At 65.3% G+C, this 22865-nt stretch carries 23 protein-coding genes and 1 pseudogene; 11 read left to right on the top strand and 13 right to left on the bottom strand.

The window, feature by feature from the left end; genetic code table 11:
* The first annotated feature begins 94 nt into the window (after positions 1-94).
* Together ACSC1R_RS13525 and ACSC1R_RS13530 are read left to right on the top strand one after the other, a co-directional pair.
* The gene (locus tag ACSC1R_RS13525; RefSeq protein WP_439026260.1) at positions 95-616 is read left to right on the top strand and encodes a plastocyanin/azurin family copper-binding protein; all 522 of its coding nucleotides are present in this window, start codon (positions 95-97) and stop codon (positions 614-616) included.
* A gap of 37 nt (positions 617-653) precedes the next feature.
* Complete coding sequence (locus tag ACSC1R_RS13530; RefSeq protein ID WP_439026261.1) at positions 654-1298, top strand: uracil-DNA glycosylase family protein; 645 nt, start codon at positions 654-656, stop codon at positions 1296-1298.
* 13 nt (positions 1299-1311) lie between these two features.
* On the opposite strand, the gene ACSC1R_RS13535 is transcribed toward ACSC1R_RS13530, so the two are convergent.
* Positions 1312-1947 (bottom strand): hypothetical protein, encoded by a 636-nt coding sequence (locus ACSC1R_RS13535; protein ID WP_439028762.1) that lies wholly within the window; start codon positions 1945-1947, stop codon positions 1312-1314.
* 70 nt (positions 1948-2017) lie between these two features.
* Here ACSC1R_RS13535 and ACSC1R_RS13540 point away from each other — a divergent pair, with 70 nt between their 5' ends.
* A complete protein-coding gene (locus ACSC1R_RS13540) occupies positions 2018-2470 on the top strand; it encodes a hypothetical protein (protein ID WP_439028763.1) in 453 nt (150 codons plus the stop codon).
* Positions 2471-2499: 29 nt separating this feature from the next.
* Here the strand turns inward: ACSC1R_RS13540 and ACSC1R_RS13545 are convergent.
* From ACSC1R_RS13545 to ACSC1R_RS13560, 4 genes and pseudogenes are all read right to left on the bottom strand, one after another.
* Positions 2500-2691, bottom strand: a pseudogene (locus tag ACSC1R_RS13545) (DnaJ domain-containing protein); the annotation flags it as partial.
* 73 nt (positions 2692-2764) lie between these two features.
* Positions 2765-4084: a DNA polymerase IV gene (dinB, locus tag ACSC1R_RS13550; protein ID WP_439026262.1), complete on the bottom strand. Its 1320-nt coding sequence runs from the start codon at positions 4082-4084 to the stop codon at positions 2765-2767.
* 66 nt (positions 4085-4150) lie between these two features.
* Positions 4151-4489 carry a hypothetical protein gene (locus tag ACSC1R_RS13555; RefSeq protein ID WP_439026263.1) on the bottom strand — a complete coding sequence of 113 codons (339 nt, stop codon included), beginning with the start codon at positions 4487-4489 and terminating at the stop codon, positions 4151-4153.
* 63 nt (positions 4490-4552) lie between these two features.
* Positions 4553-5371: an aldo/keto reductase gene (locus ACSC1R_RS13560; RefSeq protein ID WP_439026264.1), complete on the bottom strand. Its 819-nt coding sequence runs from the start codon at positions 5369-5371 to the stop codon at positions 4553-4555.
* A 453-nt stretch (positions 5372-5824) separates the two neighbouring features.
* Here ACSC1R_RS13560 and ACSC1R_RS13565 point away from each other — a divergent pair, with 453 nt between their 5' ends.
* The 4 genes from ACSC1R_RS13565 to ACSC1R_RS13580 all read left to right on the top strand — a co-directional run bounded on the left by ACSC1R_RS13565 (position 5825) and on the right by ACSC1R_RS13580 (position 8678).
* Entirely contained in the window at positions 5825-6331 is a 507-nt protein-coding gene (locus ACSC1R_RS13565; protein ID WP_439026265.1) for an HTH domain-containing protein, read from the top strand.
* A 2-nt stretch (positions 6332-6333) separates the two neighbouring features.
* On the top strand, positions 6334-6540 hold the full coding sequence (locus ACSC1R_RS13570; RefSeq protein ID WP_439026266.1) for a hypothetical protein: 207 nt from the start codon (positions 6334-6336) through the stop codon (positions 6538-6540).
* 120 nt (positions 6541-6660) lie between these two features.
* Positions 6661-7536, top strand: coding sequence for a CbiX/SirB N-terminal domain-containing protein (locus ACSC1R_RS13575; protein WP_439026267.1), 876 nt, complete (start codon positions 6661-6663; stop codon positions 7534-7536).
* Between the two features lie 2 nt (positions 7537-7538).
* Entirely contained in the window at positions 7539-8678 is a 1140-nt protein-coding gene (locus ACSC1R_RS13580; RefSeq protein ID WP_439026268.1) for a DR2241 family protein, read from the top strand.
* 25 nt (positions 8679-8703) lie between these two features.
* On the opposite strand, the gene ACSC1R_RS13585 is transcribed toward ACSC1R_RS13580, so the two are convergent.
* The 3 genes from ACSC1R_RS13585 to ACSC1R_RS13595 all read right to left on the bottom strand — a co-directional run bounded on the left by ACSC1R_RS13585 (position 8704) and on the right by ACSC1R_RS13595 (position 11169).
* Positions 8704-9276: a DUF7524 family protein gene (locus ACSC1R_RS13585; protein ID WP_439026269.1), complete on the bottom strand. Its 573-nt coding sequence runs from the start codon at positions 9274-9276 to the stop codon at positions 8704-8706.
* A gap of 42 nt (positions 9277-9318) precedes the next feature.
* Positions 9319-9513, bottom strand: a complete 195-nt coding sequence (locus tag ACSC1R_RS13590) for a methytransferase partner Trm112 (RefSeq protein ID WP_439026270.1) — start codon at positions 9511-9513, stop codon at positions 9319-9321.
* Between the two features lie 297 nt (positions 9514-9810).
* On the bottom strand, positions 9811-11169 hold the full coding sequence (locus ACSC1R_RS13595; RefSeq protein ID WP_439026271.1) for an adenylosuccinate synthase: 1359 nt from the start codon (positions 11167-11169) through the stop codon (positions 9811-9813).
* Between the two features lie 209 nt (positions 11170-11378).
* Here ACSC1R_RS13595 and ACSC1R_RS13600 point away from each other — a divergent pair, with 209 nt between their 5' ends.
* The gene (locus tag ACSC1R_RS13600) at positions 11379-11684 is read left to right on the top strand and encodes a hypothetical protein (RefSeq protein WP_439026272.1); all 306 of its coding nucleotides are present in this window, start codon (positions 11379-11381) and stop codon (positions 11682-11684) included.
* Here the strand turns inward: ACSC1R_RS13600 and ACSC1R_RS13605 are convergent.
* Positions 11681-14023, bottom strand: coding sequence for a DUF7527 domain-containing protein (locus tag ACSC1R_RS13605; RefSeq protein ID WP_439026273.1), 2343 nt, complete (start codon positions 14021-14023; stop codon positions 11681-11683). The genes ACSC1R_RS13600 and ACSC1R_RS13605 overlap by 4 nt on opposite strands.
* Positions 14024-14100: 77 nt before the next feature.
* Positions 14101-14379, bottom strand: a complete 279-nt coding sequence (locus tag ACSC1R_RS13610; protein ID WP_439026274.1) for a UPF0058 family protein — start codon at positions 14377-14379, stop codon at positions 14101-14103.
* A 122-nt stretch (positions 14380-14501) separates the two neighbouring features.
* Between ACSC1R_RS13610 and ACSC1R_RS13615 the strand changes: the two genes are divergently transcribed.
* Positions 14502-15401: a hypothetical protein gene (locus tag ACSC1R_RS13615; protein ID WP_439026275.1), complete on the top strand. Its 900-nt coding sequence runs from the start codon at positions 14502-14504 to the stop codon at positions 15399-15401.
* 113 nt (positions 15402-15514) lie between these two features.
* Complete coding sequence (locus ACSC1R_RS13620) at positions 15515-17188, top strand: potassium channel family protein (protein ID WP_439026276.1); 1674 nt, start codon at positions 15515-15517, stop codon at positions 17186-17188.
* A gap of 23 nt (positions 17189-17211) precedes the next feature.
* Here the strand turns inward: ACSC1R_RS13620 and ACSC1R_RS13625 are convergent, their stop codons facing one another.
* Positions 17212-17904: a DUF998 domain-containing protein gene (locus ACSC1R_RS13625; RefSeq protein ID WP_439026277.1), complete on the bottom strand. Its 693-nt coding sequence runs from the start codon at positions 17902-17904 to the stop codon at positions 17212-17214.
* A gap of 90 nt (positions 17905-17994) precedes the next feature.
* Here ACSC1R_RS13625 and ACSC1R_RS13630 point away from each other — a divergent pair, with 90 nt between their 5' ends.
* Positions 17995-18345, top strand: coding sequence for a VOC family protein (locus ACSC1R_RS13630; RefSeq protein WP_439026278.1), 351 nt, complete (start codon positions 17995-17997; stop codon positions 18343-18345).
* A gap of 82 nt (positions 18346-18427) precedes the next feature.
* Here the strand turns inward: ACSC1R_RS13630 and ACSC1R_RS13635 are convergent, their stop codons facing one another.
* Both ACSC1R_RS13635 and ACSC1R_RS13640 read right to left on the bottom strand, forming a co-directional pair.
* Positions 18428-21190, bottom strand: coding sequence for a M14 family zinc carboxypeptidase (locus ACSC1R_RS13635; protein WP_439026279.1), 2763 nt, complete (start codon positions 21188-21190; stop codon positions 18428-18430).
* A gap of 188 nt (positions 21191-21378) precedes the next feature.
* On the bottom strand, positions 21379-22836 hold the full coding sequence (locus tag ACSC1R_RS13640) for a PAS domain S-box protein (protein ID WP_439026280.1): 1458 nt from the start codon (positions 22834-22836) through the stop codon (positions 21379-21381).
* Positions 22837-22865: the final 29 nt, after the last annotated feature.

A 22865-nucleotide genomic window follows, 5' to 3' on the forward strand; every position in this document is an offset into this window, starting at 1 on the left:
AACGTGGGGGGCGGGACGTCTGGAGACACGGAGATGACCGTCCGGGGTCGAAATTGGGGGAAGGCTTAGGGCGACAGCCTCGACAGGGGTTGGTATGACCCAGGAGACGCGACGCCGGTTCCTCGCCGGTGGACTCGCTTCGGGACTCGCACTCGCACTCGCCGGCTGTTTCGGCGGTGGCGACGAGGACGGTTCCGGCGGCGGTGATGGGACAGACGACCCGACGGCGGAGTCGACCCAGTCCGCGACACCGACCGCCACGTCGACGACACAGGTCGAGACGGAAGCCCCGACGACAGCCGAACTCACGACGACGGGGGAACCGACCACGTCGGGTGAGCAGACCGTCGTCGCGGTCGGTCCCGGCGGCGATTTCGTCTTCACCCCGGAACGGCTATCGGTCCCGACCGGAACGACGGTCCGGTTCGAGTGGCGCTCTGCGGGCCACACCGTCAGTCCGACGTCGCAACCCGACGGCGCAGACTGGGCTGGCGTCGACGACACGAAGGGGTCCGGGTTCACCCACGAGCACACGTTCGACGTGGCCGGGACCTACGAGTACCACTGTAAGCCCCACCAGAGCCTCGGGATGACCGGGGCAATCGTTGTCGACTAGCGAGACCGTTAAAAGCTGACCTGTCGATATTGTATCCGTGGAGAACGTAACTGACAGGGTGTCGAACCCGTTCGGGTTCCGGCCGCCTGCACGCTTCTTGCCGGCGGACGGCGGCCCGGAGTCGGTCCCGGGGTACGGTGACGCGAACGCAGACTTCCACGTCATCGGCGACCACGCGGGCGTCCACGGCGGACTGTCGACCGGCGTCCCGTTCACCGCGTCCCTCGCCGGTGAACGGCTCCAGCGAGTCCTGCACGAGACGGGCTTCCTGAGAGACGAGTACGCCGACGAGCCCGTCCCGGACAACCTCTACATGAACTACCTGTTCTTCCCGCGACTCGCCGACGGGCAGGTCCCGACCGGGGACGACTACTGGGAACTCGAACGGTACTTCGACGCGGAACTCCGGGCGATCAACGCCCACGTCCTGCTCCCGGTGGGAGAGACTGCGATCGACCACGTCGTCAGGGAGTACACCACCCTCCGGCACCGGTTCCCCGACCAGCTCGACGTGGACGCGATGCACGCCACCGAGATTCGCGGTCGCGGGTTCATGGTCGTACCCATCGCTGACCCGACCGAGTGGGAGGACGAAGCGGAGACAGCGCTCAGAGAGCGACTGCTGGCCATCCTGGATTCAGATTACAGACAGACGAAGGGCGTCGCGACCCTGGTCGGGTAGCTGGCTCCCGGCGTCAGAACAGCGCCATCACGCGCGGGCGGACGAACGCCGAGAGCAGTAACACGACGACCGAGAGGACCGGGAAGACGAGCGTGAGCAGGTCGGCGTAGAGGTATGGGACGGCCCCGGCGTAGTCGAGTGCGAGTCCGACCAGCGGCGTCGAGACGCCGAGGACGTACAGGTACGACGGTCGGAACTTCTTCGCCTTGTGGGTGTGCTTGATAATGACCAGGAAGACGAACGGCATCACCAGCACGCCAGCCAGCAGTACGCCGCCGATGGCGGCCGCCGCGACCGTCACCGCCAGCGAGATACCGACGAGTTCGTTGATGCTGACCCACTTGTATGGCCGCGTGGCCCGCCACGCCCGGTTGATGCCGAACGCGAGGACGGGGAGGACGACCAGTGCCGCCAGTGCGGCGTACCACTGCTGGGTCGGAAGCGGTGGATCCGGCACCAGCGCGGCGTCACCGAGGATGAACGACACCGGTTGTGCGATGTCGTGTCGAGTGGCAGCGACCGCAGCCCTGAGGGCGGCCGTGTCCGTGCCAGCCGCCGCGAGGTCGCCGTACAGGCTCCGGAAGCCGTCGGCGTATGCCAGACCGAACTGTGCCAGCCCACCGACGTACAACAGTGTCGAGAGGAGCATCAGCGGCCAGCCGAGGCTGAGGCCGTTCCACCAGTTGAACAGTGGATTGTCGAGCCACGAACCCGACTTCGTGACCGACGCCGTCCCGATGTTGCTGTCCGTGTTGCTGTCGGCCGTCCTGTTCGAACTCGTCGACCCGGACCGCCGGTCAGAACGAGTGTTCGACGAACTCTTCCGGTTGCGGGACCGTGACGTGGCCGACGAGGCCGACGACGCAGAGGCCGACGTCGAGCTCCGGCTGGTGCTCGACCCGGACGACCCGGACCGACTCCGCCCGGACCGGGTGGAGCCGCTACCGCTCCGGGAGCTGGACCGGTTGCTGCCGGTGTTCGACCGGCTACTACTCGACCCGCCGCGGTTCGACCGGTTGGACCGTGAAGTGCTGGACGACCCCGACCGGGTACTCGACGTAGACCGCGTGGAGCTCGTCGACTGCGTGGAACTGCCTGAACCGCCACCGCGACTCGTGCCGCGGTTCCAGATGTCGGCGGAGGGGAAACTGACCTTGCGCTTGGCGACGTAGTCCTTGTGCCCGAGTCGGTCGTACGCGTTGCGCTCCGAAGCGTCGTTGAGCGTCTCGTACGCCTTCTTCAGAGCGTTGAACTGCGCAGGAGCGTTCGGGTCGTCGTTGAGGTCCGGATGGTACTCACGCACCTTCGTCCGGAACGCTTTCTTGACCTCCTCCTGGGACGCGTCCTCGTCCAGCTCGAGGAGGTCGTAGAAGTCCATCTCGTCGTCAGGCATGAGTGAGGGGGGTCTCGTCAATCACGGAAAACGAGGCGGGGGGTTATAGTTGCAATGGCATCGCCCCGCCCGGCTAGAAGTCACTGAGGGAGGTCTGTCCCCGCGGCAGGTCGTGGGGCTCCTCCGGTGAGGCCACGGTCGCGTTCGGGTCGCCCCGGTCGGGACTGCCCCCGTCGGACACCGAACCGGCACGGGCACCGGCGATCGCCCCAGCGCCCTCCCCGGACCCGCCCCAGGAGTCGAGGCTGGCCTGCTGGCGCTCGGTGAACTCCAGGTTCGAGACGCGGACGCCGACCTTTCGAATCCGGTCGTCTTCGAACTCGGCAAGGAGGTCGAGTGCGGTTTCGACCAGCAACGACTCGTCCTCGACAGGCCCGGGCAGGGACCACTCACGGGTGTTGACCTCGAACGGTGGCTCGACCGCCTTGATACCGATGGTCCGGTAGAGCGCGCCCTCCCGGCGTGCCCTGTCTGCGACCGCGGCCGCCAGCGTCCGAATCTGCTCGCGTTTCCGGTCGGCGTCGGCCACGGGGCTCCCGAACGCGGACTCCCGGGAGAAGCTCTTGGGGAGCCCGCGCGGCGTCACGGGTCTGTCGTCGACCCCGCGAGCCCGGTCGTGGAGTTCTCGCCCGCGTTCGCCGAAGCGGTCGCCCAGTTCGGCCCGGTCGGCCGCCGCGAGGTCGCCCGCCGTCTCGATACCGCTGTCGCGGAGCTTCCGGGCCGTCACGGGGCCGATACCGTGTATCTCCTCGACCGGGAGCGGTTCGAGGAACCCCCGGAGTTCGGCTGGATGGACGACGACGAGGCCGTCCGGTTTGTCGTGGTCGCTCGCGACCTTCGCTGCGGACATGTTCGGGGCGACCCCGACGCTGGCGACGACACCGACCTCGCGCTCGATTCGCTGTTTCACGTGCCGGGCGAACCCCTCCGCGACCGGCCAGGCGGTGCGGTCCGTGACGTCGAGGTACGCCTCGTCGATGCTCACCTCCCGGACCACGTCCGCGCAGTCGTGGAGTATGGTCTTCACTTCGCTCGCGACCTCCGAGTAGAAGTCGAGGTCGACCGGCCGGTAGTAGCCGGTGTCCGACGGGTCGTCGGCGGTGGCCCGGCGCGGGAGCCGTTCCAGCGCGGTCGTGATGGCCTGGGCGCTCTCGACGCCGTACTCGCGGGCCTCGTAGCTCGCCGTGGCGACCGCGCCGCCGTCGTCGCCGGCCTCGTAGCCCATCCCGACCACGACCGGCTCGCCCCGGAGTTCCGGCTCGCGCAGGCGCTCGCAGGCCGCGTAGAAGCAGTCCATGTCGACGTGGAGGACGATACGGTCTTCGCCCTCGGGGTCCGGCGTGACCCCGGGCAGGCGTTCGCCGGTCGGGGTTGGGTCGTCCGGGTCGGCCATCGCGTGTTCGGGTGGGGATTGGAAAGGGAGGTGGTTGAGTGTTCCGTCCGGCGGTGCGCTTTGCTCTTACTCCGCGAGGGCCGACTCGTAGCTCGCCCGGACGTACGGCTCCAGCGGTTCGAGCGCTCCGGGGTCGTCGACAGCGGCCTGGACCCACTTCGTCACGGTGCGACCGTTGGCGTCGAAGGGACTGGTCTCGAAGTGTGCCGTCAGGTCGTCGCGTCGGTCGTCCGGGAGTCGCGTGAGTGCCACCCCATCGGTGACGAGCACCGCGAAGAGCGTGTCGGCGGCCCTGTACGATGGACAGCCGAACATGGTCGTCGCTGTCACGTCTGGCCAGTCCGTGACGAGGTCGTCGAACGCCGTCTTCAGGGCCGCACCAGCCTCGGTGTCGAACTTCTTCATCAGAATCGTCTCGAGTACCTGTTGGGCTCGCAGAACGAAAACGCCGCCGTCTGCCCCGACGACTCAGATACCCAGCGTCGCCTTGGCGAACGCCAGCCCGTTCTTGACCGGGTCGGGCCGGGCGATGCGGTCCAGTTCGTCACGGGTCAGCTTGAAGTCGAAGATGTCGAAGTTCTCCTCGATGTGCTCGCGGCTCGTCGCCTTCGGGATAGCCGCGACGTTCCTGTGCTGGGTCGCCCAGCGCAGGGCGACCTGGGCGGGCGTCTTGTCGTACTGCTGGCCGATGACGCGGAGGACGTCGTCGTCGAGGATGCCGCCGGTTCCCAGCGGCGAGTACGCCGTCAGCAGGATGTCCGAATCCTGGCAGTACCGGAGGAGTTCGCGCTGGGGCTTGTACGGGTGGAACTTCACCTGGTTCGTGAAGATGGGCTCGGGCGAGACGCGCTGGGCCTTTATCAGTCGTTTCTTGGAGAAGTTCGAGACGCCGACGTGGCGGACCGAGCCTTCTTCGACGAGGTCGGCCATGGCCTGCATGGTGTCGCGGAGGTCGACGATGGGGTTGGGCCAGTGGAGCAAGAGCAGGTCGACGTAGTCGGTGTCGAGCTTGCGGAGGCTCTCGTTCACGGAGCGCTTGAGCTTGTCCGGGGCGAAGCGGTCGGGCCGGACCTTCGTCGTGAGGAAGACGTCCTCCCGGTCGACGTCGGAATCGTGGAGCGCGTTGCCGACGTACTCCTCGTTGTCGTACGCCTGGGCGGTGTCGATGTGGCGGTAGCCGACGGAGAGTGCAGTCCTCACCGCACCGTAACAGTCCTGTCCCGCGAGTTGCCACGTGCCGAGTCCGAGGCGGGGAACCTGTTCCCCCTGGACGGTCGTAAATTCCATAGCGGGCAGTACGGTCCGCGAAGGGATATGCGTTGACACCTCGGATGATTGGGTGGTCCGTCTCGGAAGCGACTCGTTCGGAGTCTCTCCCGAAGCCACGGACGCTTCGCCACCCCCGAAAGAGATATTAGGACAATAATATGCTATTGATACTTATAATGATATTCCAGAAAGGCTTATCAGGGTGAGCCATGCTATGAAACACCACATGAAAACCGACAAGCGGACCATGAAAGACGTCAGTCACACCCCACCCAACGGCGAGACGGTCACCAACGTCTGGGACCGAGGAAACGAACGAGCGGACCGAAAATCCGACCACTGAACGGGCCCGGACGACGGCCGGCCTGACGACTCAGGCCGTTCTATATATACCATGGCCTGAATACTCAATAGTGCCATAATTTACCAATCACAGGAACGTTTTAGGTAGTTGCCGTTGCATATAGAGGCGTGGCTCCAACAGACTCGAACCCGACACACGAACGCACTGCCGAACTGTGGGTCCGGTCCCACTCGCCGTTCGGGGCAGCGCCGGAACGCGCGACAGTGCTCGACTCACTGGAAACACTGGAAGCGGCCGACTACTTCGACGACGTGAGCGCGCGCCTGTGGGGGAAGCGCGTCGGACTCTCGACGATGGCTGCACGCACGAAAGAGGGAACAGAGATACTCGACCGCGTCGCTGACTTCCGGGCGTGGGCGGACCGAACCGGCGCCGAGGTCGAGCAGTTCTTCCCCGAGCGGATGATGGACTCACAGCTGGTCGAAGAGTCCTATCTGGTGCAGGAACTTCCGACGCTCGCACTGGTCGAGTACGAAGACGGCGACATCGTCCACGTCTCGCCGTGTATCGTCGATGGCAGTCTCCAGACGGTCGAAGACCGCGTCGCGACCATCGAAGCCGAAGCCGAGGGCGAACTCGCCCAGCGAGAACTGGCACCCGCCGGTGTCCGATAGGAATGTCGGTGTACGTCGCATCGAACGGTCGCTACTACACCGCATCCGAGGTCGTCGAACACATCGAAAACGGGCGATGGACGCCCTGTCTCTGGGAGGAAGACACCGGGCGCGAACTCGTCGAAACCAGTCGCGAAGACCTGCTCTTGCTGGTCCCGACCGACCGCGCAGATTTCGAGTCGGCGTTCCAGACCGAACCGGCTCACTGATGGCGCGGTGACAGGGTGAACTCGTGGGGTCCATCTTCTGCCGTCTCGCTCTGACAGAGTGACAACCACGGTTTTCCGGGAGACGAAGCCCCTAAGGTATCCAGTTCCTCACCTTCGGGTATGCAAGCGCTGGTCATCGTGGCACACGGGTCGCACCTGAACCCCGAGTCCAGCACGCCGACGTACGCACACGCCGACACCATCCGGGAGGCCGGTGGCTTCGACGAGGTGCGCGAGGCGTTCTGGAAGGAGGAACCGAGTTTCCGCGAGGCGTTGCGGACGGTCGAATCGGACGAGGTGTTCGTCGTCCCGATGTTCATCTCGGAGGGCTACTTCACCGAGCAGGTCATCCCCCGCGAACTCCGGCTCGACGACTGGGACCCCGCAAAGTGGGAGTCCGACGGGACGAGCGCGTCCCAGGCGACCCTGCACGCGACCGACGTGGACAAGACGGTCCACTACTGCGGCCCGGTGGGGACGCACGACGCGATGTCCGACGTCATCGTCAAGCGCGCCGAGACGGTGACCGGCGATTCGGACGTGGGCGAAGGCTTCGGACTCGCCGTGGTCGGCCACGGCACCGAGCGCAACGAGAACTCCGCGAAGGCCATCGAGTACCACGCCGACCGTATCCGCGACATGGGCCGGTTCGACGAGGTACAGGCGCTGTACATGGACGAGGAGCCCGAAGTCGACGACGTGACCGACTTCTTCGAGTCCGAAGACATCGTCGTCGTCCCGCTGTTCATCGCCGACGGCTACCACACACAGGAGGACATCCCCGAGGACATGGGTCTGACCGACGACTACCGGACGGGCTGGGATACTCCCGCCGAGGTCGAGGGGCACCGCATCTGGTACGCGGGCGCGGTCGGCACCGAGGCGCTGATGGCCGACGTGGTCCTCGAACGCGCCCAGGAAGCCGGGGCCGACGTGGCGACGGCACTGGAGAAGGTCCGCGAAGCGACCGGCGGCGTCCCGACCATGGGTGACTGACCATGGCTGCCTCAGAGACGGTCGCCGACGACGAGTTCGAGGCACTGCTCGACGCGGTCCGCGAGGGCCCCATCGACTTCGACGACCTGCAGGTCCGGTACGAGGACGACGGTTACGTCTTTGAGGTGCCCGACCTCACCCGCAAACATCTCTCCGAGGACGACCTCCGGCGGGTCTGTGAGGCCAACGCCGACTGGGTGACAAACTGGCACTACTGGGAGACCGTCGTCGGCGGCCACGGGACGGCCCGCCGCGCCTTCCTCCGGAAACTGGAGGCCGCAGACGGCCACAGCGTCCCGGAACGGTACGCGGTGATGCGCGGCGACGGGGCCGCTGACTCCGACGCCGACACTGGCGACGACACCGAACTCGTCACCGAGTGGGGCCAGATTCACATCACCGTCGGCCTCGGCGAGGTCGGCTACCGACGGTACGAGGTCCGCCACGAGGACGACGCCGACGCGGACCGCGAGGAACTGGCGGTCCACGACGACCCGCGAGCCGCCCGCGAACTCGCGAAGTTCGACGCGAACGGGCGCTACCGGCCGCTGAAGACGGCCCCGTCGCTTCCCGGCGGGTTCGTCTTCCCGGCCCTGACGAGCAAAGAGCTGTTGACCGTCGTCGACTCGCTCTACCCTGCCACGGTCGCGAACTGGCACCGCGAACAGCAGGGCACCCTCGACGTGAGTCACTGGCACGAGACCGCCGAGCGCCAGACCGGCATCTACGGCGTGGTCTCAGAACTGCCACGCGAGGCCGTCGACTGGGTCGCCGAGTCCTGCTGTGACGACTCGCAGTGTCTCAAACGGCGCGAGTGGCAGTACGACGAGGACGACCACCTGGACGTTCCCGGCGGTGACGGCGCGTTCCCCTGCCGCGAGCCGTGTTCGCTCGTCGTGGCCGCCTCCCGAAAGTGGACGAAACTCGAAGAGGAGCACGAACACACCTACGAGTTCGAGTTGACCCCGAGCGAGAAGGAGCAGGTCGAGGACATCATCGACGCCGTCGCGGACGGCCGCATCGACGAGATTCGCGAGGCCGACGTGTACGAGGGTGCGAACCGGTATCGGACTCGCTACCTCCGGGCGAAGCGGTTCGACGAGGACGGCAACCTCTGCGGCGTCGAGACCGACGACGAGTGAGAGACGGGAGACCTCCCACCCAGTTCTAGACGAACAGCATCCAGAGCGCGACGGCGATGCCGACGACGACGACGGCGACCCCGAGGAGCACCTCGATACTGCCGAGCGTCGCGGCAGCACCGAGTGCGAGCAGGAGTGCAACGCCGGCGAGTACCAGCACCGGGAGCGACCCGTCGACCGGGAGCGGGACGTTTTGCAGTGGTGACTCGAGCCCTGCGCCGTCGCCATCGGTGGTCCCCGTGTTCGCACGCTCCGAGGGTGGGCCCACCGGTTTCGGTTCGGTGATGGTGACCGGAACGTACACCTCCTCGGCCCCGTAGCCCGTCACTATCTTCAGTCGGCCCGACACCGGCCGCGGTCCCGGCCGCACGTCGACCGGGAACGTGCGCTCGGCCTCCGTCTCGACGAAGTGGTTGGTCTCCGGGAGGGAAGCGACCTTCGCCAGGTCGTCGTCCAGGTTGCAATGGACGTGGACGGCCCGGCCGTGGTTGCGGAGTGCGACCGTGAACGGCCCGGTACTCTCGAACGACTCGACGGCAGGCTCGATGCTGTGCAGGCCGTCCTTGCTGATGTCGACGAGAAGCGGGTCACGTGGCATACGAGGAGAGAGGGTGAATGGTGAAGTGTTCGTGTGCCGTGTTCAGGCGGGGACGTCGTCTCGCATGTCCGGGGGCAGGAGGTTCGGGATACCGTCCTCGATGGGGTACGATTCCCCGCAGTCGGCACAGACGAGTGTCCCCGCGAGAATCTCGTCGTCGTTCTGCTCGTCGATCTCCAACTCGAGTTCGCCCTTGTCCATCGGACAGCAGAGGATGTCCATCAGGGATTCCTTCATACCGGGCCAGTTGGGCACCGAGAGCAAAAGGTTTCGGGAAGTCGACGAGCGGTCGCCGTTTCCCGTCCGGCGGTTCTCCGTGGCACCTCGCACGTGTGACGGAGAGACCGGACAGCATCGCCACCCAGACTCTGTCTAACATACCTCAATCTGCCAATGTAAAAGTATAAATTTTTCTGTCGGTGTGGCTCCCCGGGACTACGCAGGTCGCTCTCGAAAACGAAGGGTCGAAAGTACGTGACACCGCACTCGGGCGGGACACGATTTCGAGTAGCCGACTTCGAACGGAGTGTCGATTCAGTACGGACTGTCGAGGACGAGGGTGTCCTCGCGGTCCGGACCCATCCCGACACAGTAGACATCGGCGTCGAGTTCGCCGGAGATGTACTCGAGGTACGTCTGGCAGTTCTCGGGCAGGTCGTCCCACTCCTCGACGTCGCTCCAGTCGACGGGGTCCCAGCCCTCGAAGGTCCGGAAGTTCGCCTCGCACTCGGCCCACTTCTCGGTCGTCGCCGGCATCGTCAGTATCTCCTCACCGTCGAGGGTGTACGAGTGACCGACATCGACTTCGTCCATGCCGGCGAGCACGTCGACGTGGTTGACCGCCAGCCCGGTGAACCCGTTCACCCGGGCGGCGTGGCGGAGCATCGGGATGTCGAGCCAGCCGACGCGGCGCGGTCGGCCGGTGACGGTCCCGTACTCGCCACCTTCGTCACGGATGTAGGTCGCGAGTTGCTCTTCCTCGCTGTCGGGGTCGCCACCGGTGTAGCCGGCAGTCTGGCCCTCGACGCCGCCGAGTTCGGTCGGCATCGGGCCGGTCCCCACACGCGAGAGGTACGCCTTGACGATACCGATGACCTCGCCCTGGCCGACGGCCGTCGGCGGCAGGCCGGTCCCGGTGCAGGCACCGCCGGTCGTCGGGTTCGAGGACGTCACGTACGGATAGCTGCCGTGGTCGATGTCGAGGCTCGTTCCCTGTGCCCCTTCCATCATGACCTCGTCACCGTCTGCGATGCGGTCTGCGAGGAACGACCCCCCGTTGACGGCCATGTTCTCCTCCTCGATACGGCGGCCGTACTCGCGGTACTGCTCGTACAGCGCGTCGACGTCGAACTCTTCACCCGTTTCGATGCCGAAGACGTCCTCGGCGAGCGAGCGTTTCTGCGGAACAACGTACTCGAGGCGAGCGCGCAGAACCTCCGGGTCGAGCAGGTCGCCGATGCGAACGCCCCGGCGGCCGGCCTTGTCCTCGTAGGTCGGACCGATACCGCGGCCGGTCGTGCCTGCCGAGAGGTCGTCTTCCTCTTTCGCATCCTCTTCGATACCGTCGAGGACGCGGTGGTACGGGAGGATGACGTGTGCACGCTCTGCGACGCGAACGTCGGGGTCGAGGCCCCGTTCTCGCAGTCCGTCGATCTCGTCGAACAGCGTTGCCGGGTTCACGACGCAGCCGTTGCCGAGGACGCCGATCTTACCGCGGATGACGCCGCTCGGGATGAGCGAGAGCTTGTACTCCGTGCCGCCTTCGACCACGGTGTGGCCCGCGTTGTCGCCGCCCTGATAGCGAACGACGACGTCGGCACCGTCACCGTACAGGTCGACGACACGACCCTTGCCCTCGTCGCCCAGCTGCGACCCGACTATGGTTACGGTCATTTACAGAGAGGGGTTCCCAGCCTCCCGGTAAACCGGTTTCGGTACGTCGAGAGTGGTAGGTATTGCCGGTGCCGGATACGGCCGTTGAGAGACGTTGCCACTGAACAAAAGACATATATCCGCCTTCCCCCAACCATCGGATTCCCCCCTTCTCGTATGCCACTGTTACAGCAAGGTTTAAAACCCACAAAGACAAGTTAACAAATGCCATGATAGACCGACTGGAGAAGGAAGTCGATATGCTGGAACGCCATCTGCAGGTTCTGAAGATGGTCATCGAGAACGAACCTATCGGCATCGTGAAGATGTCCAACGAGACTGGTTACCCCCACCACAAGGTCCGGTACTCCCTGCGCGTCCTCGAGGAGGAGAACCTCATCGAGCCCTCCAGCCAGGGTGCCATCACCACGGAACGGACCGCCGAGTTCGTCGACGAACTCGACGGCAAGATCGACGAAATCGTCGAGAAGATGGACGGGATGAAGATAGAAGGCGCGGCCGAAGTCGAAAGCTAGAGCTCCGGGACGTTGATGTGGAACTCGCCGCCACGAGTCTCCACCAAACAGAGATGATAGCCGGACTTTCGTGAGAGCTTCACGAAACTCTTCTTCGAATCCCGGCTGAGGAAACTCCCACTCGTCGCTTCTGCTGCCGTTTCCAGCGCGCCCGGCTCGAAGAAACTCGCGGTGACCAGGAACGCACCCGAGAGCTGCTCGCTCGTCTGCTTGACCCGCGAGGCACGCTGTTCGAGGTCGACCATCATCTGCTCGGTCGCAGGGTCACGCGAGTCGTTGAGGTTCGCCACGACCAGCGGGTTCCCCATCCGGTCCCTGACGACCACGTCGAACGTCGTCTGTTCGCGGTGTTCTTCGCCGTTCTCCTCGTAGCGCAGCGACACCGAGCCGTTGAGTTCTGCCCGGTCGGCCTCGGGAATCGCGTCGTAGAGGTCGGCCATCGAACCGGCGTTGCCAGTGTCACGAATCTCGTAGAGCAGGTCGTAGACGAACCACTCGACGAACTGGTACTCGATGGTGTTCACGAGGAACTCCTCGTAGGCTTGCCCGTCGACCGCGGTGTCCGCCGCCTCGAACTGGGTGTGGTGTTCGAGTCGAAGGTTCGCGTCGACCTCCGAGGGCGATGCGTCTCCCGAGTGTGCCGTCTCGAGCGTCGGGTCACCCTTCGTGTGATAGCGGACGAAGAGGTTGGTTCCTTCCAGCGCTTCGCGCGGGGTCAACTGGACACTGGCGGTCGCACCGGGGCCGCGTGCGTCGGCCAGCTGGGCTTCGAGGTCTGCGATTTCGGCTTCGAGGTCCGTCACTTCGGACTCGAGCCGGTCGACCATCTGTTCGAGTTCCTCGTTCTTCGACGCCAGCCGGTCGCGTTCGCTTTCGAGCGACTCGCGGGCCTCCTCGGCGTTCGAGAGCTGTTGCTGGAGCCGGTCTATCTTGTCCTCTCGTTCGAGCATCTCTCGCTCGAGTGGCTCGTCGGTTCTGGACCGAGAGGAGGCACTGGCGGGCGGTTTACTCGTCGAGGCGTCCGTCGACGTTCGTCCGCCCTGTTCGGGCGACGTCGTCGTGTTCCCCTGCGGTTTCGAGCGTCCCTGGTTCGTCCGGTCGCCCCCCATCTCACGAGGTGGCTGTACCTGGCCGGAACTACGGCGCTGTGCCCGAGACTTGCGCGCCTCGGCCGCCGATTGTGACGTCGGCGCGGACTCGCTCTCGGACGAGCGGTCGGGGTTGATGGAGGGAATCGAGCGCGTCTCGCGCCACTGTGCCTCCTCCTGGAAGACGGGGTCGGTTTCCGATTCGGACTCCGCTTCGACCTCTTTGAGGACCTCGTCGGGGAGTTCGACGGGGTCGGCGTCGACCTCCTCCGAGACCGTTTCCCAGCGGTCGCCGTCGTCCGTCGTGGTCTCCGGTTCGCGCTCGACCGTATCGCTCCGGGCCGACGTCGCTTCGTCGGGGTCACGAACAGACTCTGTGGCCTCGGCCGGTTCGGCCTCTGCCACGGGTGCCGAATCCGGTTCCGGTGTGCTCTCCGCATCGGCTGTCGTCTCTGCCTCGGCGGCTGGCTCGGCCTCCGCGACCGGTTCGGCCTCTGCGACCGGCTCGCGCCGGTCCGGTGCGGTGTCCCGGTCGGCGGGGTCGTCCCGCTGTGACGGGGAGTCGCCCGAGTGTGTCGGTTCCTCGGACGTCGATTCCTCCGGAATCGGGTCCTCGGGAGCCGGCTCGGCGACGGTCGCTCCACCGTTCGGTGTCGCCGTCTCCTCGGTTCCGGCCATCGGCTCAGGGTCGGGTTCCGGCTCCGGTTCGGGTTCCCCGGGGATGTCGATGACGTCGATATCGACGTCCCAGACGGTGTAGATGCCGACCTCGTCGTCGGCGCGGTCGAACGCATCGTCGCCCGTGACGAGGCGTTCCTGGTTCCCGATGAACGCACAGCTCATCGAGCGCCCGCCGTAGTAGACGACGTAGTAGTCGCCGCTCAGGACGTTGTCCGAGAGTTCGATGTATCCCGTGAACTTCCCGGAGGTGAGCGTCGAGTCGGCCTCCGAGATGGGTGTATCGTTCGTGTAGTAGTTCGCACGCTCTTCGCCACCGCGTTCTCGCATGGCGAACAGGAGTGGAAGCGACGGGTGTGGGGCCTCGTAGGCCGTCCCCGATGCATCGTCGTAGTCGTCGATAGTCCCGTCGAAGACGCCGACGACGCGGCCGTTCAGCATGAACAGCCACGTCGTCCCGGCCGTGACAGCTCCACTGAACTCCGTGTCCGCGAGCCCTCGAAGTTCGTCGAAACCGCCGGCGTACGGCCGAGAGTCCCAGCCCTCGACGCGCTCTACCGTGCGCGAGTCCATATACTGGCTAAAACCGGATGCGGAACAAATAGTTTCCGGGGAATCCCACGGTTCAGCCAGCGTCTCCTGTTAGAAAGTTAAATCTTCGACTCGGCGTCGTCGGCCAGCTCCTCCATCCGCTTCTGGATGCGACCGGCGCTGGAGAACTCGTCCTCGCTCATCGCGCTGGCGAGGGCGTTCCCGAGGACGAACACGGCGTGCTTGTGCTCGCTCTTCGACTTGTGGACGTCGGAGGGGTCGACGTCGAGCCCGTGGTACTGTTCGAAGATGTCGTCCGGGATGTCGTTTTGCTCCTCGAAGTACTCCATGATGAGCACCATCTGTTCGTGGAGTTCGAGAAGTTCGTCCTTGTGCATGCATGCCTGTTAGATTGTTCCAGATTTAAGCGTTACCGTAGCCGTAGCCGCCAGTATCGGGTGCATCGTCACGGTTTGGCCATGCAACCCTTTTTATCATCCTCGGTCGTAGCCGCGAAGGAATGCCGACCCTCCGCCTCGACCTGCCCGAGGAGACAATACAGAAGTTGGACATGGAGACGGACCTGCTCGGATTCGACGACGTGCAGGCGTATCTACAGTGGATAATCGGGAACCGGGCAGCCATCGAACAGGGGACCGAACGCGACCAGTTGCTCACGGAGTACGCGGCACGCGTCGAGGAACTGGAAGCACAGATAGACACGTCCCAGTCGGCGACCGGCGGTCGAGGCAGTGACGACAGTGCTGCCGGGCCTGCCGAGGCCGACGGGGGGAGCGTGCGTCGTGGCACCGGCGAGCTGGTCGCCTCCGGGACGAGTACAGACGAGACCGACCACCGGCAACTGGGCGGTAACTTCCGGCCCGAGCGGGTCGAGCGGTTCACCGACGAAGACCTCGACACCCACGCCGGAGTCCTCAGCGGCGTCGAAGGCGAGCGGCTCGACGAGTTCGCCCGGCGAGCGGTCGCACAGACGCGGGAGCAACTCGGCCGGGACCCGACGACGGGACTCAGCTACAGTTCGAGCACCACCATCAGCACCACCGCCAGCGACGTCTCACTCGGGGCGGACATCGCGGACCTCGACGACATCGAGGTTCCCGGTCGCTCTCCGGAGAAGACCGAACCACGGCGAGAGGCGGTCGGCGCGGCACTGGCGTACCTTCGAGACGTCGGCCGTGCCCGGCGGGCGGATTTCGTCGGCGAACTGTACGAGGAGTTCCCGGCCGGCTACGGGTCCGAAGCCGGCTGGTGGGACTGCATCAAGACGGGGCTGAAGCAGGTCGACGTGGTCGACGGCGGTGACGGACGCCGAGTGTGGCGCTTCCGTCGTACCGAGATTTCGAACGAATCGGGGACGCTGAAGGGTCGAGGCCCGAAGCGGGTCGTCGATTCGCGGTAACCCGTCGTGGCGTCCGCGAACCGTACGGACCGCCAATCGACTGCACTGGCTGCCGACCGACTGCTGTGACCGAATTCTTCTTACGCCCTACCTCCCTTTGCTCGCACAACTAGATGGAAGACCAGCGACGCCGACTCGTGCTGTTCTTGCTCACACTGGGGACCATCATCCTCGTGTACACCACCGTATACATGGTTGTGATGGGCCAGTTCGAGAACGCCCCACGCACGTTCTGGGAGGCGCTCAACGTGGTCGTGGAGTCGATGACCCTGTCGGGGTTCGGTGAGGACTCCAGTATCTGGTCACACCCCGTGACCATCCTGTTCGTCATCGTCATGCAGTTCACGGGCGTCCTTGCGGTGTTCGCGGCGCTGCCGCTGTTCGTCGTCCCGCTGTTCGAGGAGCGACTCTCGCGGCAGGCTCCGACGACCATCGAGGAACTGTCCGAGCACGTCGTTCTCGCCGGGTACACCGAGCACGGTGCGACCCTCATCGACGAACTCGAACAGCGAGACGTGGACTACGTCATCGTGGAGGAAGACGAGGACCTCGCGCGGGACCTGTACGCCGACGGTCGCTCGGTACTCCACGGCGACCCGGAGCTGATCGAGACACTGGAAGCGGCGTACGCGGCACAGGCACGGGCCATCGTCGCAGACCAGACCGACGAGGAGAACGCGAGCATCATCCTCTCCGCACGCGAGTGTGCCGGCGACGTGCCGGTCGTGAGTCTGCTCGAACGCCCCGAGAACGAACAGTACCACCGCTACGCCGGGGCCGACCGCGTCATCTCGCCGGAGCACATCCTCGGTCGGAGCCTCGCCGACAAGGTGACCCAGCGGGTGACCGCGGAGCTTGGCGACGACTCGGTGCAGTCGGCGCTCCCTTCGGACCGCGACTTCGAAATCGCCGAGCTATCCGTCCAGCGAAACAGCGAAGTGTGTAACCGCCCGCTGGCCGAAAGCCGAATCCGCGAGCAGACCGGCGCGAACCTCATCGGCGTCTGGGACCGCGGCGAGTTCACGTCGCCACCGTCCCCGGACACCGCGCTCGACGAGGGAACCGTCCTGCTCGCGGCCGGGAGCGAGGACCAGCTCGCCAAGCTGGCGGAGATGACACGGTCGACCAAACGCCACCACAGTCACGGGGAGGTCGTCGTGGTCGGGGCGGGCGAGGTCGGTTCGACCGTCACCGACGTGTTGACCACCCGTGACATCCCGACCACACTCGTCGACATCGAGGAGAAGCCCGGCGTCGACGTGGTCGGTGACGCACTGGACGAGTGGACACTCCAGTCCGCGGGGTTAGAGAGTGCCCGCACCGCCATCGTGACCCTCCCGGACGACACCACGGCGGTGTTCGCACTGCTGGTCATCCGCGAACTCAACCCGGAGGTCGAACTCGTCGTGCGGGCCTCGACGACGGACAGCATCCCCAAGATGTACCGCGCCGGGGCAGACTACGTCCTCGCGCTGACGACCGTCTCCGGCCGGATGCTGGCCTCCATCGTCCTCGGAGAGGACGTCATCTCGCTGGACACCCAGATCGGCCTCGTCCGGACGCCGGTGCCCGCGCTCGCCGGGCGGACGCTCGCCGAACTGGACGTGCGGGCGAAGACCGGCGTCACGGTCATCGCGGTCGAACGAGGCGAGGAGGTGCTGACCGACATCGAACCGGAGTTCAAGATACGGCGTGGCGACCAGGCAATCGTCGCCGGGACGGACGAGGACATCAACGAGTTTCAGGCGTGGGCCGACCCGACGACGAGTGCGGCAGAAGCGGATTGAACGGGGGTGACGGGTGCGCCGGGTCAGGCGACCTGTTCGGTGTCGTCCTCACGGTCTGACGGTGCCGCCGCGTCGAGGGTCTGGATGTCACGCCGCGCCATCACGAACACGAAGACGCCGAAGACGACCGCGCCGACCGCCTCGGGCACCGCGAAGTAGGTCCAGGTATCGCCGTCGGCCGTGAACGCCATCGCCTCGAGGACGACCCAGAACACCCAGACGAGCAGGTGGCCGATGCCGGCCCACAGGATGGCAAGGCCACGCCGTGGTGCGCCCGCCAGCACGGTGCCGGTCCCGTACGCCAGCAGGGCGAAGGTCCCGAACAGGAAGAACGAGACCGCGGCGAGGAAGTGCAGGCCGTTGAACGGCCCGTCGAGGTAGGCGATGCCGACGCCGCCCATGGCGACGAGCGCGACGGCGAGGAAGCAGACGCCGACCCGCTCGGCGCGGTTCGCTGCCGTCTGCCAGAGCCGCACCGCGAATGGGAGGCCGAGTACCGACCCAAGCAGGAGGCCGCCGTTGAACAGGACGAACGCGAGCTGGTCGGGCGTTCCAAGCGCGAACAGTGAGTGTGGGGTCGCCTCACCCATGCTGGACAGCGAGCGAGACGCCCAGGTGAACTTCGGGTCGACGATGGTCGCGAGAAAGAGCGTCGAGAGTGCGAGCGAGGGCGCGACGAGCCCGAGATAGTCGAGGGTGCGACGTGTGTCTGGCATTTTCATTCGGTATGTGTTCTGGCAACAAATAACTATTCGCCGGGTGGGAACGGGCGAACCGTTTTCTCGCCGGGGCACGCAGGTCAGCCAATGTCGGGAATCGTCTTCTTCCGGAGTGCGAACTACGAGACCGTCGCCCGGTTCTACCGCGAGGAGGTCGGGGCGACGGTCTGGCTGGAACAGTCGGCGTGTACGATACTCAGGTACGACAACCTGTTGTTCGGCTTCTGTGACGCCGAAACGACCGAGACCGAGGGCATCCTCACGTTCGTCACCGACGACCGTGAGGGCGTCGACGCCTTCTACGAGCAGTTCGAAGACCGCGCCCGCGACGAACCGTCGGTGAACGAGGCGTTCGACATCTACAACTTCTTCGCCGAGGACCCCGACGGCCGGACGATGGAGTTCCAGACGTTCCTGCACGAGACGGAACCGGTCTGAGACACGCCGGAACCAGTCTGGAAGGTGCCGGCATCGGACTGACACCTCACGGGACGGTGACACCGGTCGAGTGCCGCCGGGCCTACCGATTGCTGGATGCCGCCTGCTCGTCTTCCACTTTTCGCGTCTGGGTGTGTCCCAGTGCGTTCACGAAGATAGTGTGACCGAGGAACGACGCGCTGTATTCGCGGACGCCGAACGGGTGGAGATTCCCCTGTTCGGCGGGCGGGAGCAGCCCACCGATGACGTGGACCGTCCCCTCGGCGACGGGGAGCGACCCAGCCACGACCCACTCGGTGGTCCGGTACCGGCCCTCCTGCCCGATTCCTGCGACCGACCCGCCGGCGTCCTCGAAGGCATCCGTGTCGACGACCGTCGCCGGTGCGCCGCCGACCGAGTAGCCCATCGGCCCGGGTTTCCAGAGTTCACTCTGGGTGTCGCGAACGCCCGCGAGCAAGGGGTGGTCCTCGTCCTTCTCCGAAAGCGCGACGCTGGTGAACTCGACGGTATCGATGTCTCGGGCACCGATCGACGCGAGCGAGCCAGCGTCTAGCTGTCCCAGGAGGTTCACCCCGGTGTCGGTCAGTATCAGGTCGCCACCGGCCGAGACGTACGACGCGAGCGCGTCGACGTAGGTCGCCCGGTCGGACCCATCGGTGTGATTCACCACCAGACTGTCTACCACCGGCTCGCCGGCCGATGCACCGAGCAGCGCCCCGTCGGCGATGGCGTCGATACCCATCCCCGCCACCGTCTCGCTCGCCGTCGCCTCGTCGGACACGTACGCCCGGTAATCGTCGAAGTACGTGAGTGGTGAGACCGAGTACGGGCGCTGGTCGTAGCCGAGGGCGTCGGCCGGGCTCGGCACGCCTGCAGCCCCGATTCCACCGGTCACCAGCACGGTCGTATGGACGTCGACATCGCGGACCACGGCGTCGTCGCCGACCGGCGTGACCGAGACCTCCCAGTCGCCTGCTGCCGGTGCCTCGACGAACCACTCGACGTCGGTCCTCGCGAGCGCCCGACCCGGTTCGGACGGCGAGAAGGTCCTGACTGTTTCCGCAGTTGGACTGGACAGTGTGGCCGTCACGAACCCCTCCGAGGGGTCCACACCGACGACGAGTTCGGTCGTCCCGTCCGGGACGGTGACGGTGACACCCGCTGGTTCGTCCGTGACCGACACCGTTCTCGTGGTCGACGTCGCCCCCGTGTCGCTGCTGAACGAGAGCCGGTTCGAGTGTCGCTCGAGCGACCCCGTCTCGACGAACGCACTGGTCCGTCCGTTCGTTTCGATGGTCGCGTCGACCGCGGTCGCCACGTGCTGGCTCACGCTCCGGATGACTTCCTGATAGCCGTCGACCTGGAGAGACGCGAGCCACGGGCGGAACTGCATCCGTGACTCGCCGCGGTTGTCCCATCCCATCTCGTGGACCATCATCGTCATGCCGAGTCCACCCTGCTCCGCCGGGTTGCTCAACCAGCTGGCGAGCGACCCGCTGGTCGTGTACCCGATGGTGTCGAGGATGGTCCCGTAGTCGTACGCTCGCTCGGGGACCGAGTCGCTCGGGCCGCGGATGGTCCGGTTCAGCTCCCGGAATCGGCTGCGGTTCTCGGCCAGTCGGTCCGTGAGCAACGCCTCTAGTCGGCGCTCGATGATTCTGTTCAGCTCGTCGAGGTCGTGGAACTCCGCGTGGTCGTACTGGTCGTTGACCAGCAGCCCCTCGATGAACGTCGGGGACGAGAACATCCCGTGCAGGTCGGAGCCATAGCGCAGGTTCTCGTACCCGCGGAGGTGGTCGACGATGGAGAGAGCGTCCGGCGTCATCTCGGTGTACCGGTCGGTGACGTCCTCGTCGACGCCGGCCGAATCGTCTTCGAGGTTCCGCCCGGTCGGTTCGGCGGGGTAGTGCGAGGATGGTATCCAGCCGACGGTCGGGTAGATTCGGTTGGGGTCGACCTTCGTCGCCGTCTCGCGTTTGAAGGAGTTGTGGGTGTTCGAGCCCCAGTACTCGCGGTCGAAGCCGTACTCCTGGTTCCGCGAGACCCAGCCGTCCGGGTTCGCGTACAGGAAGACGAGGACGACGTCGTCGAGAAGCGCCTCGATAGCCGGTTCGTCGCCCCTCAGCAGTTGCTCGACGAACCGGGTCCCGGCCTCGGCACCGGACCGTTCGTCGCCGTGTATCGAGAGGACGAACAGGACCTTCTCTTTCTCCCGGAAACTCGCGGTGTCGTCGACGTCGTTCGTCACCTCGGCGACGTAGACGTCTCTCGGGTCGTCCACCTCGCGGAACCGGTTGTAGTGGCCGGGACTCTCACCGATAGAGTAGAATCGCAACCGGTCTGCGTGTGTCGCCTGGAGGCGACCCATGCCGTCGACCAGCTGGTCGAAATCGATGTAGTCGACACTGTCTTCTACAGCCGGGAAGACGCCGTCGTCGTAGGTCCCGAGTCGCCAGAAGGGATTCGAACCGGGTGAGAAACGGAGTTCGGTCACCGCGTCGAGTCGCGCCAGTTCCGGGGCCTCGTCACTCGTGATTCGGAGGTACGCAGCAGGCTCCCGGTCGGTCGTTCGAACCGGGTCGAACCCGGCCGCTTCGAGTTCGGCCACGCCGTCCGCGTTCGCGAGCGTCGCGAGTGTGGGTATCTCGACGCCTCGTTCTACGTGGTCGACGATGAACTCGTATCGCGCCGTGTACGTCGAGGACGTTCTCGCACCGAGTGCGGTGCCGGGGAGTGCGAGTGCGCCGCCGAGTGCCGCCGACAGGCGGACGAACTCCCGGCGGGAGATGGGGGCGTTTTCGAATCGGTCTGTGTCTCTCTCGTCTGTCTTCGGGTTTCGTGACATCTGTTGTGGAATTTCCGAAACAGCGCACTGAAGTTCGAAGGAGTGGCAAGATAAATAATATTCTATCCATATATCGTCCTAAAAGTATTGAAATGTACAGCTAGAATTATCAAGTCGTGATGGTCTCGGATCGGCCGCTTCGTGCCAGCGGACTGGCGTTGTCCCACTCCCCGGGACCGACCGGTTGTTCAGTACGTGTGCAGTCCGGTGAACTCGAATCTGGCTCCCCCCGCTTCGCTATCGGTGAGAGTGACGCTCCAGCCGTGGGCAGTCGCAATCTGCTTGACGATGGCCAATCCGAACCCGGAGCCGTCCTCGCTGGTCGTAAAACTCGTGTTGAAGACGAGGGCTTTGGTCTCGTCGGTGATTCCGCCGCCATCGTCTTCCACGTAGAAGCCGCCGTCCATCGGGCCGATTCGAACGGTCACGCCGGGCTGGCAGTACGTGACCGCGTTCCGGAAGAGGTTCTCGAACAGCTGGCGGAGACGGCCTTCGTCGGCATCGATTACGAGGTCGCCGTCGAACTCGAGCGTCGCCTCCGGTGCTTCCTTTATCTCCCACGCGCTCGTGGCCACCTCGCGAAGGTCGGTGGGTTCGGGGTCCCGGATGAGTTCACCCTTTCTGGCGAGTTCGAGCAGGTCTTCGATGAGTCGCCGTGTCCGGGTGAGCGCGGTGTCCACCGTTTCGAGGTGGTCGATATCGCCGGTCGCCATGCTTCGGTGGAGATTCACCTGCGCGACCGTCAGTGGGTTCAACAGGTCGTGTGCGAGCGTCCCCGCGAACTCTTGGAGGAACTCGTTCTGTCGGACGAGTTCTTCCCTTCTGCGCACGTCGGTCATGTCTCTGGTGATCTTCGCGAACCCGGTCAGTTCGCCGTCCTCTCGCAGGGCGGTGATGACCACGTGGGCCCAGAACTTGCTGCCGTCCTCGCGGACTCGCCAACCCTCGGTCGTGAACTGCTCGACCTCGCTCGCTTGCTGGAGGTTGTGCATCGGGACACCGGCCTCGATGTCCTGTGGCGCATAGAGGAGCGAGAAGTGTTCACCGACGACGTCGGCCGCCGAGTAGCCCTTTATCTTCTCAGCACCACGGTTCCAGGTCTTGATGAACCCCTCCTCGTCGAGGAGGAATATCGCGTAGTCGTCGACGCTGTCGACGAGCAACTGGAACTGTTTCTCCGTCTCCCTCGTCACACGGTCGAGTTGGACCATGGCCCGGTACTGGGCGACGACGTTGCGAATGCGGTTGGCGAGGATGTCGAACTGGACGGGACCGTCGTGCTTGTGGACGTACTCGGTGACGCCGGCGGTGATGGCGTCTACCACGACGTCCTCTCGCGTCTCCCCGGTGAACAGGACGACGGGGACGGTCGGCGCGTGTGCATTGACCTCCTTCAGCAGCTCTTGCCAGCCCCCGTCGGACAGTTGGTGCTCGCTGACGACACAGTCGATGTGGTCGTGAGTACCGAGATAGGCGATGGCAGCCCCGATGGTCGAGACGGTTGCGACGGTGAAATCGGAGTACTTCGTATCGAATCGCTCCCGCAACGCGGTCGAGTGCTCCTCGTCGGGTTCGACGTGGAGGACGTGTATCACCCCCTCAGGATACCGCCCCGTACTGGTCGAACTGAGGTCGATTTCAGGCATCTGCAGCGTGAGATTCGAGACCTCGGGGA

Source organism: Haloarchaeobius ordinarius (assembly GCF_051801355.1).
GTDB lineage: Archaea > Halobacteriota > Halobacteria > Halobacteriales > Natrialbaceae > Haloarchaeobius.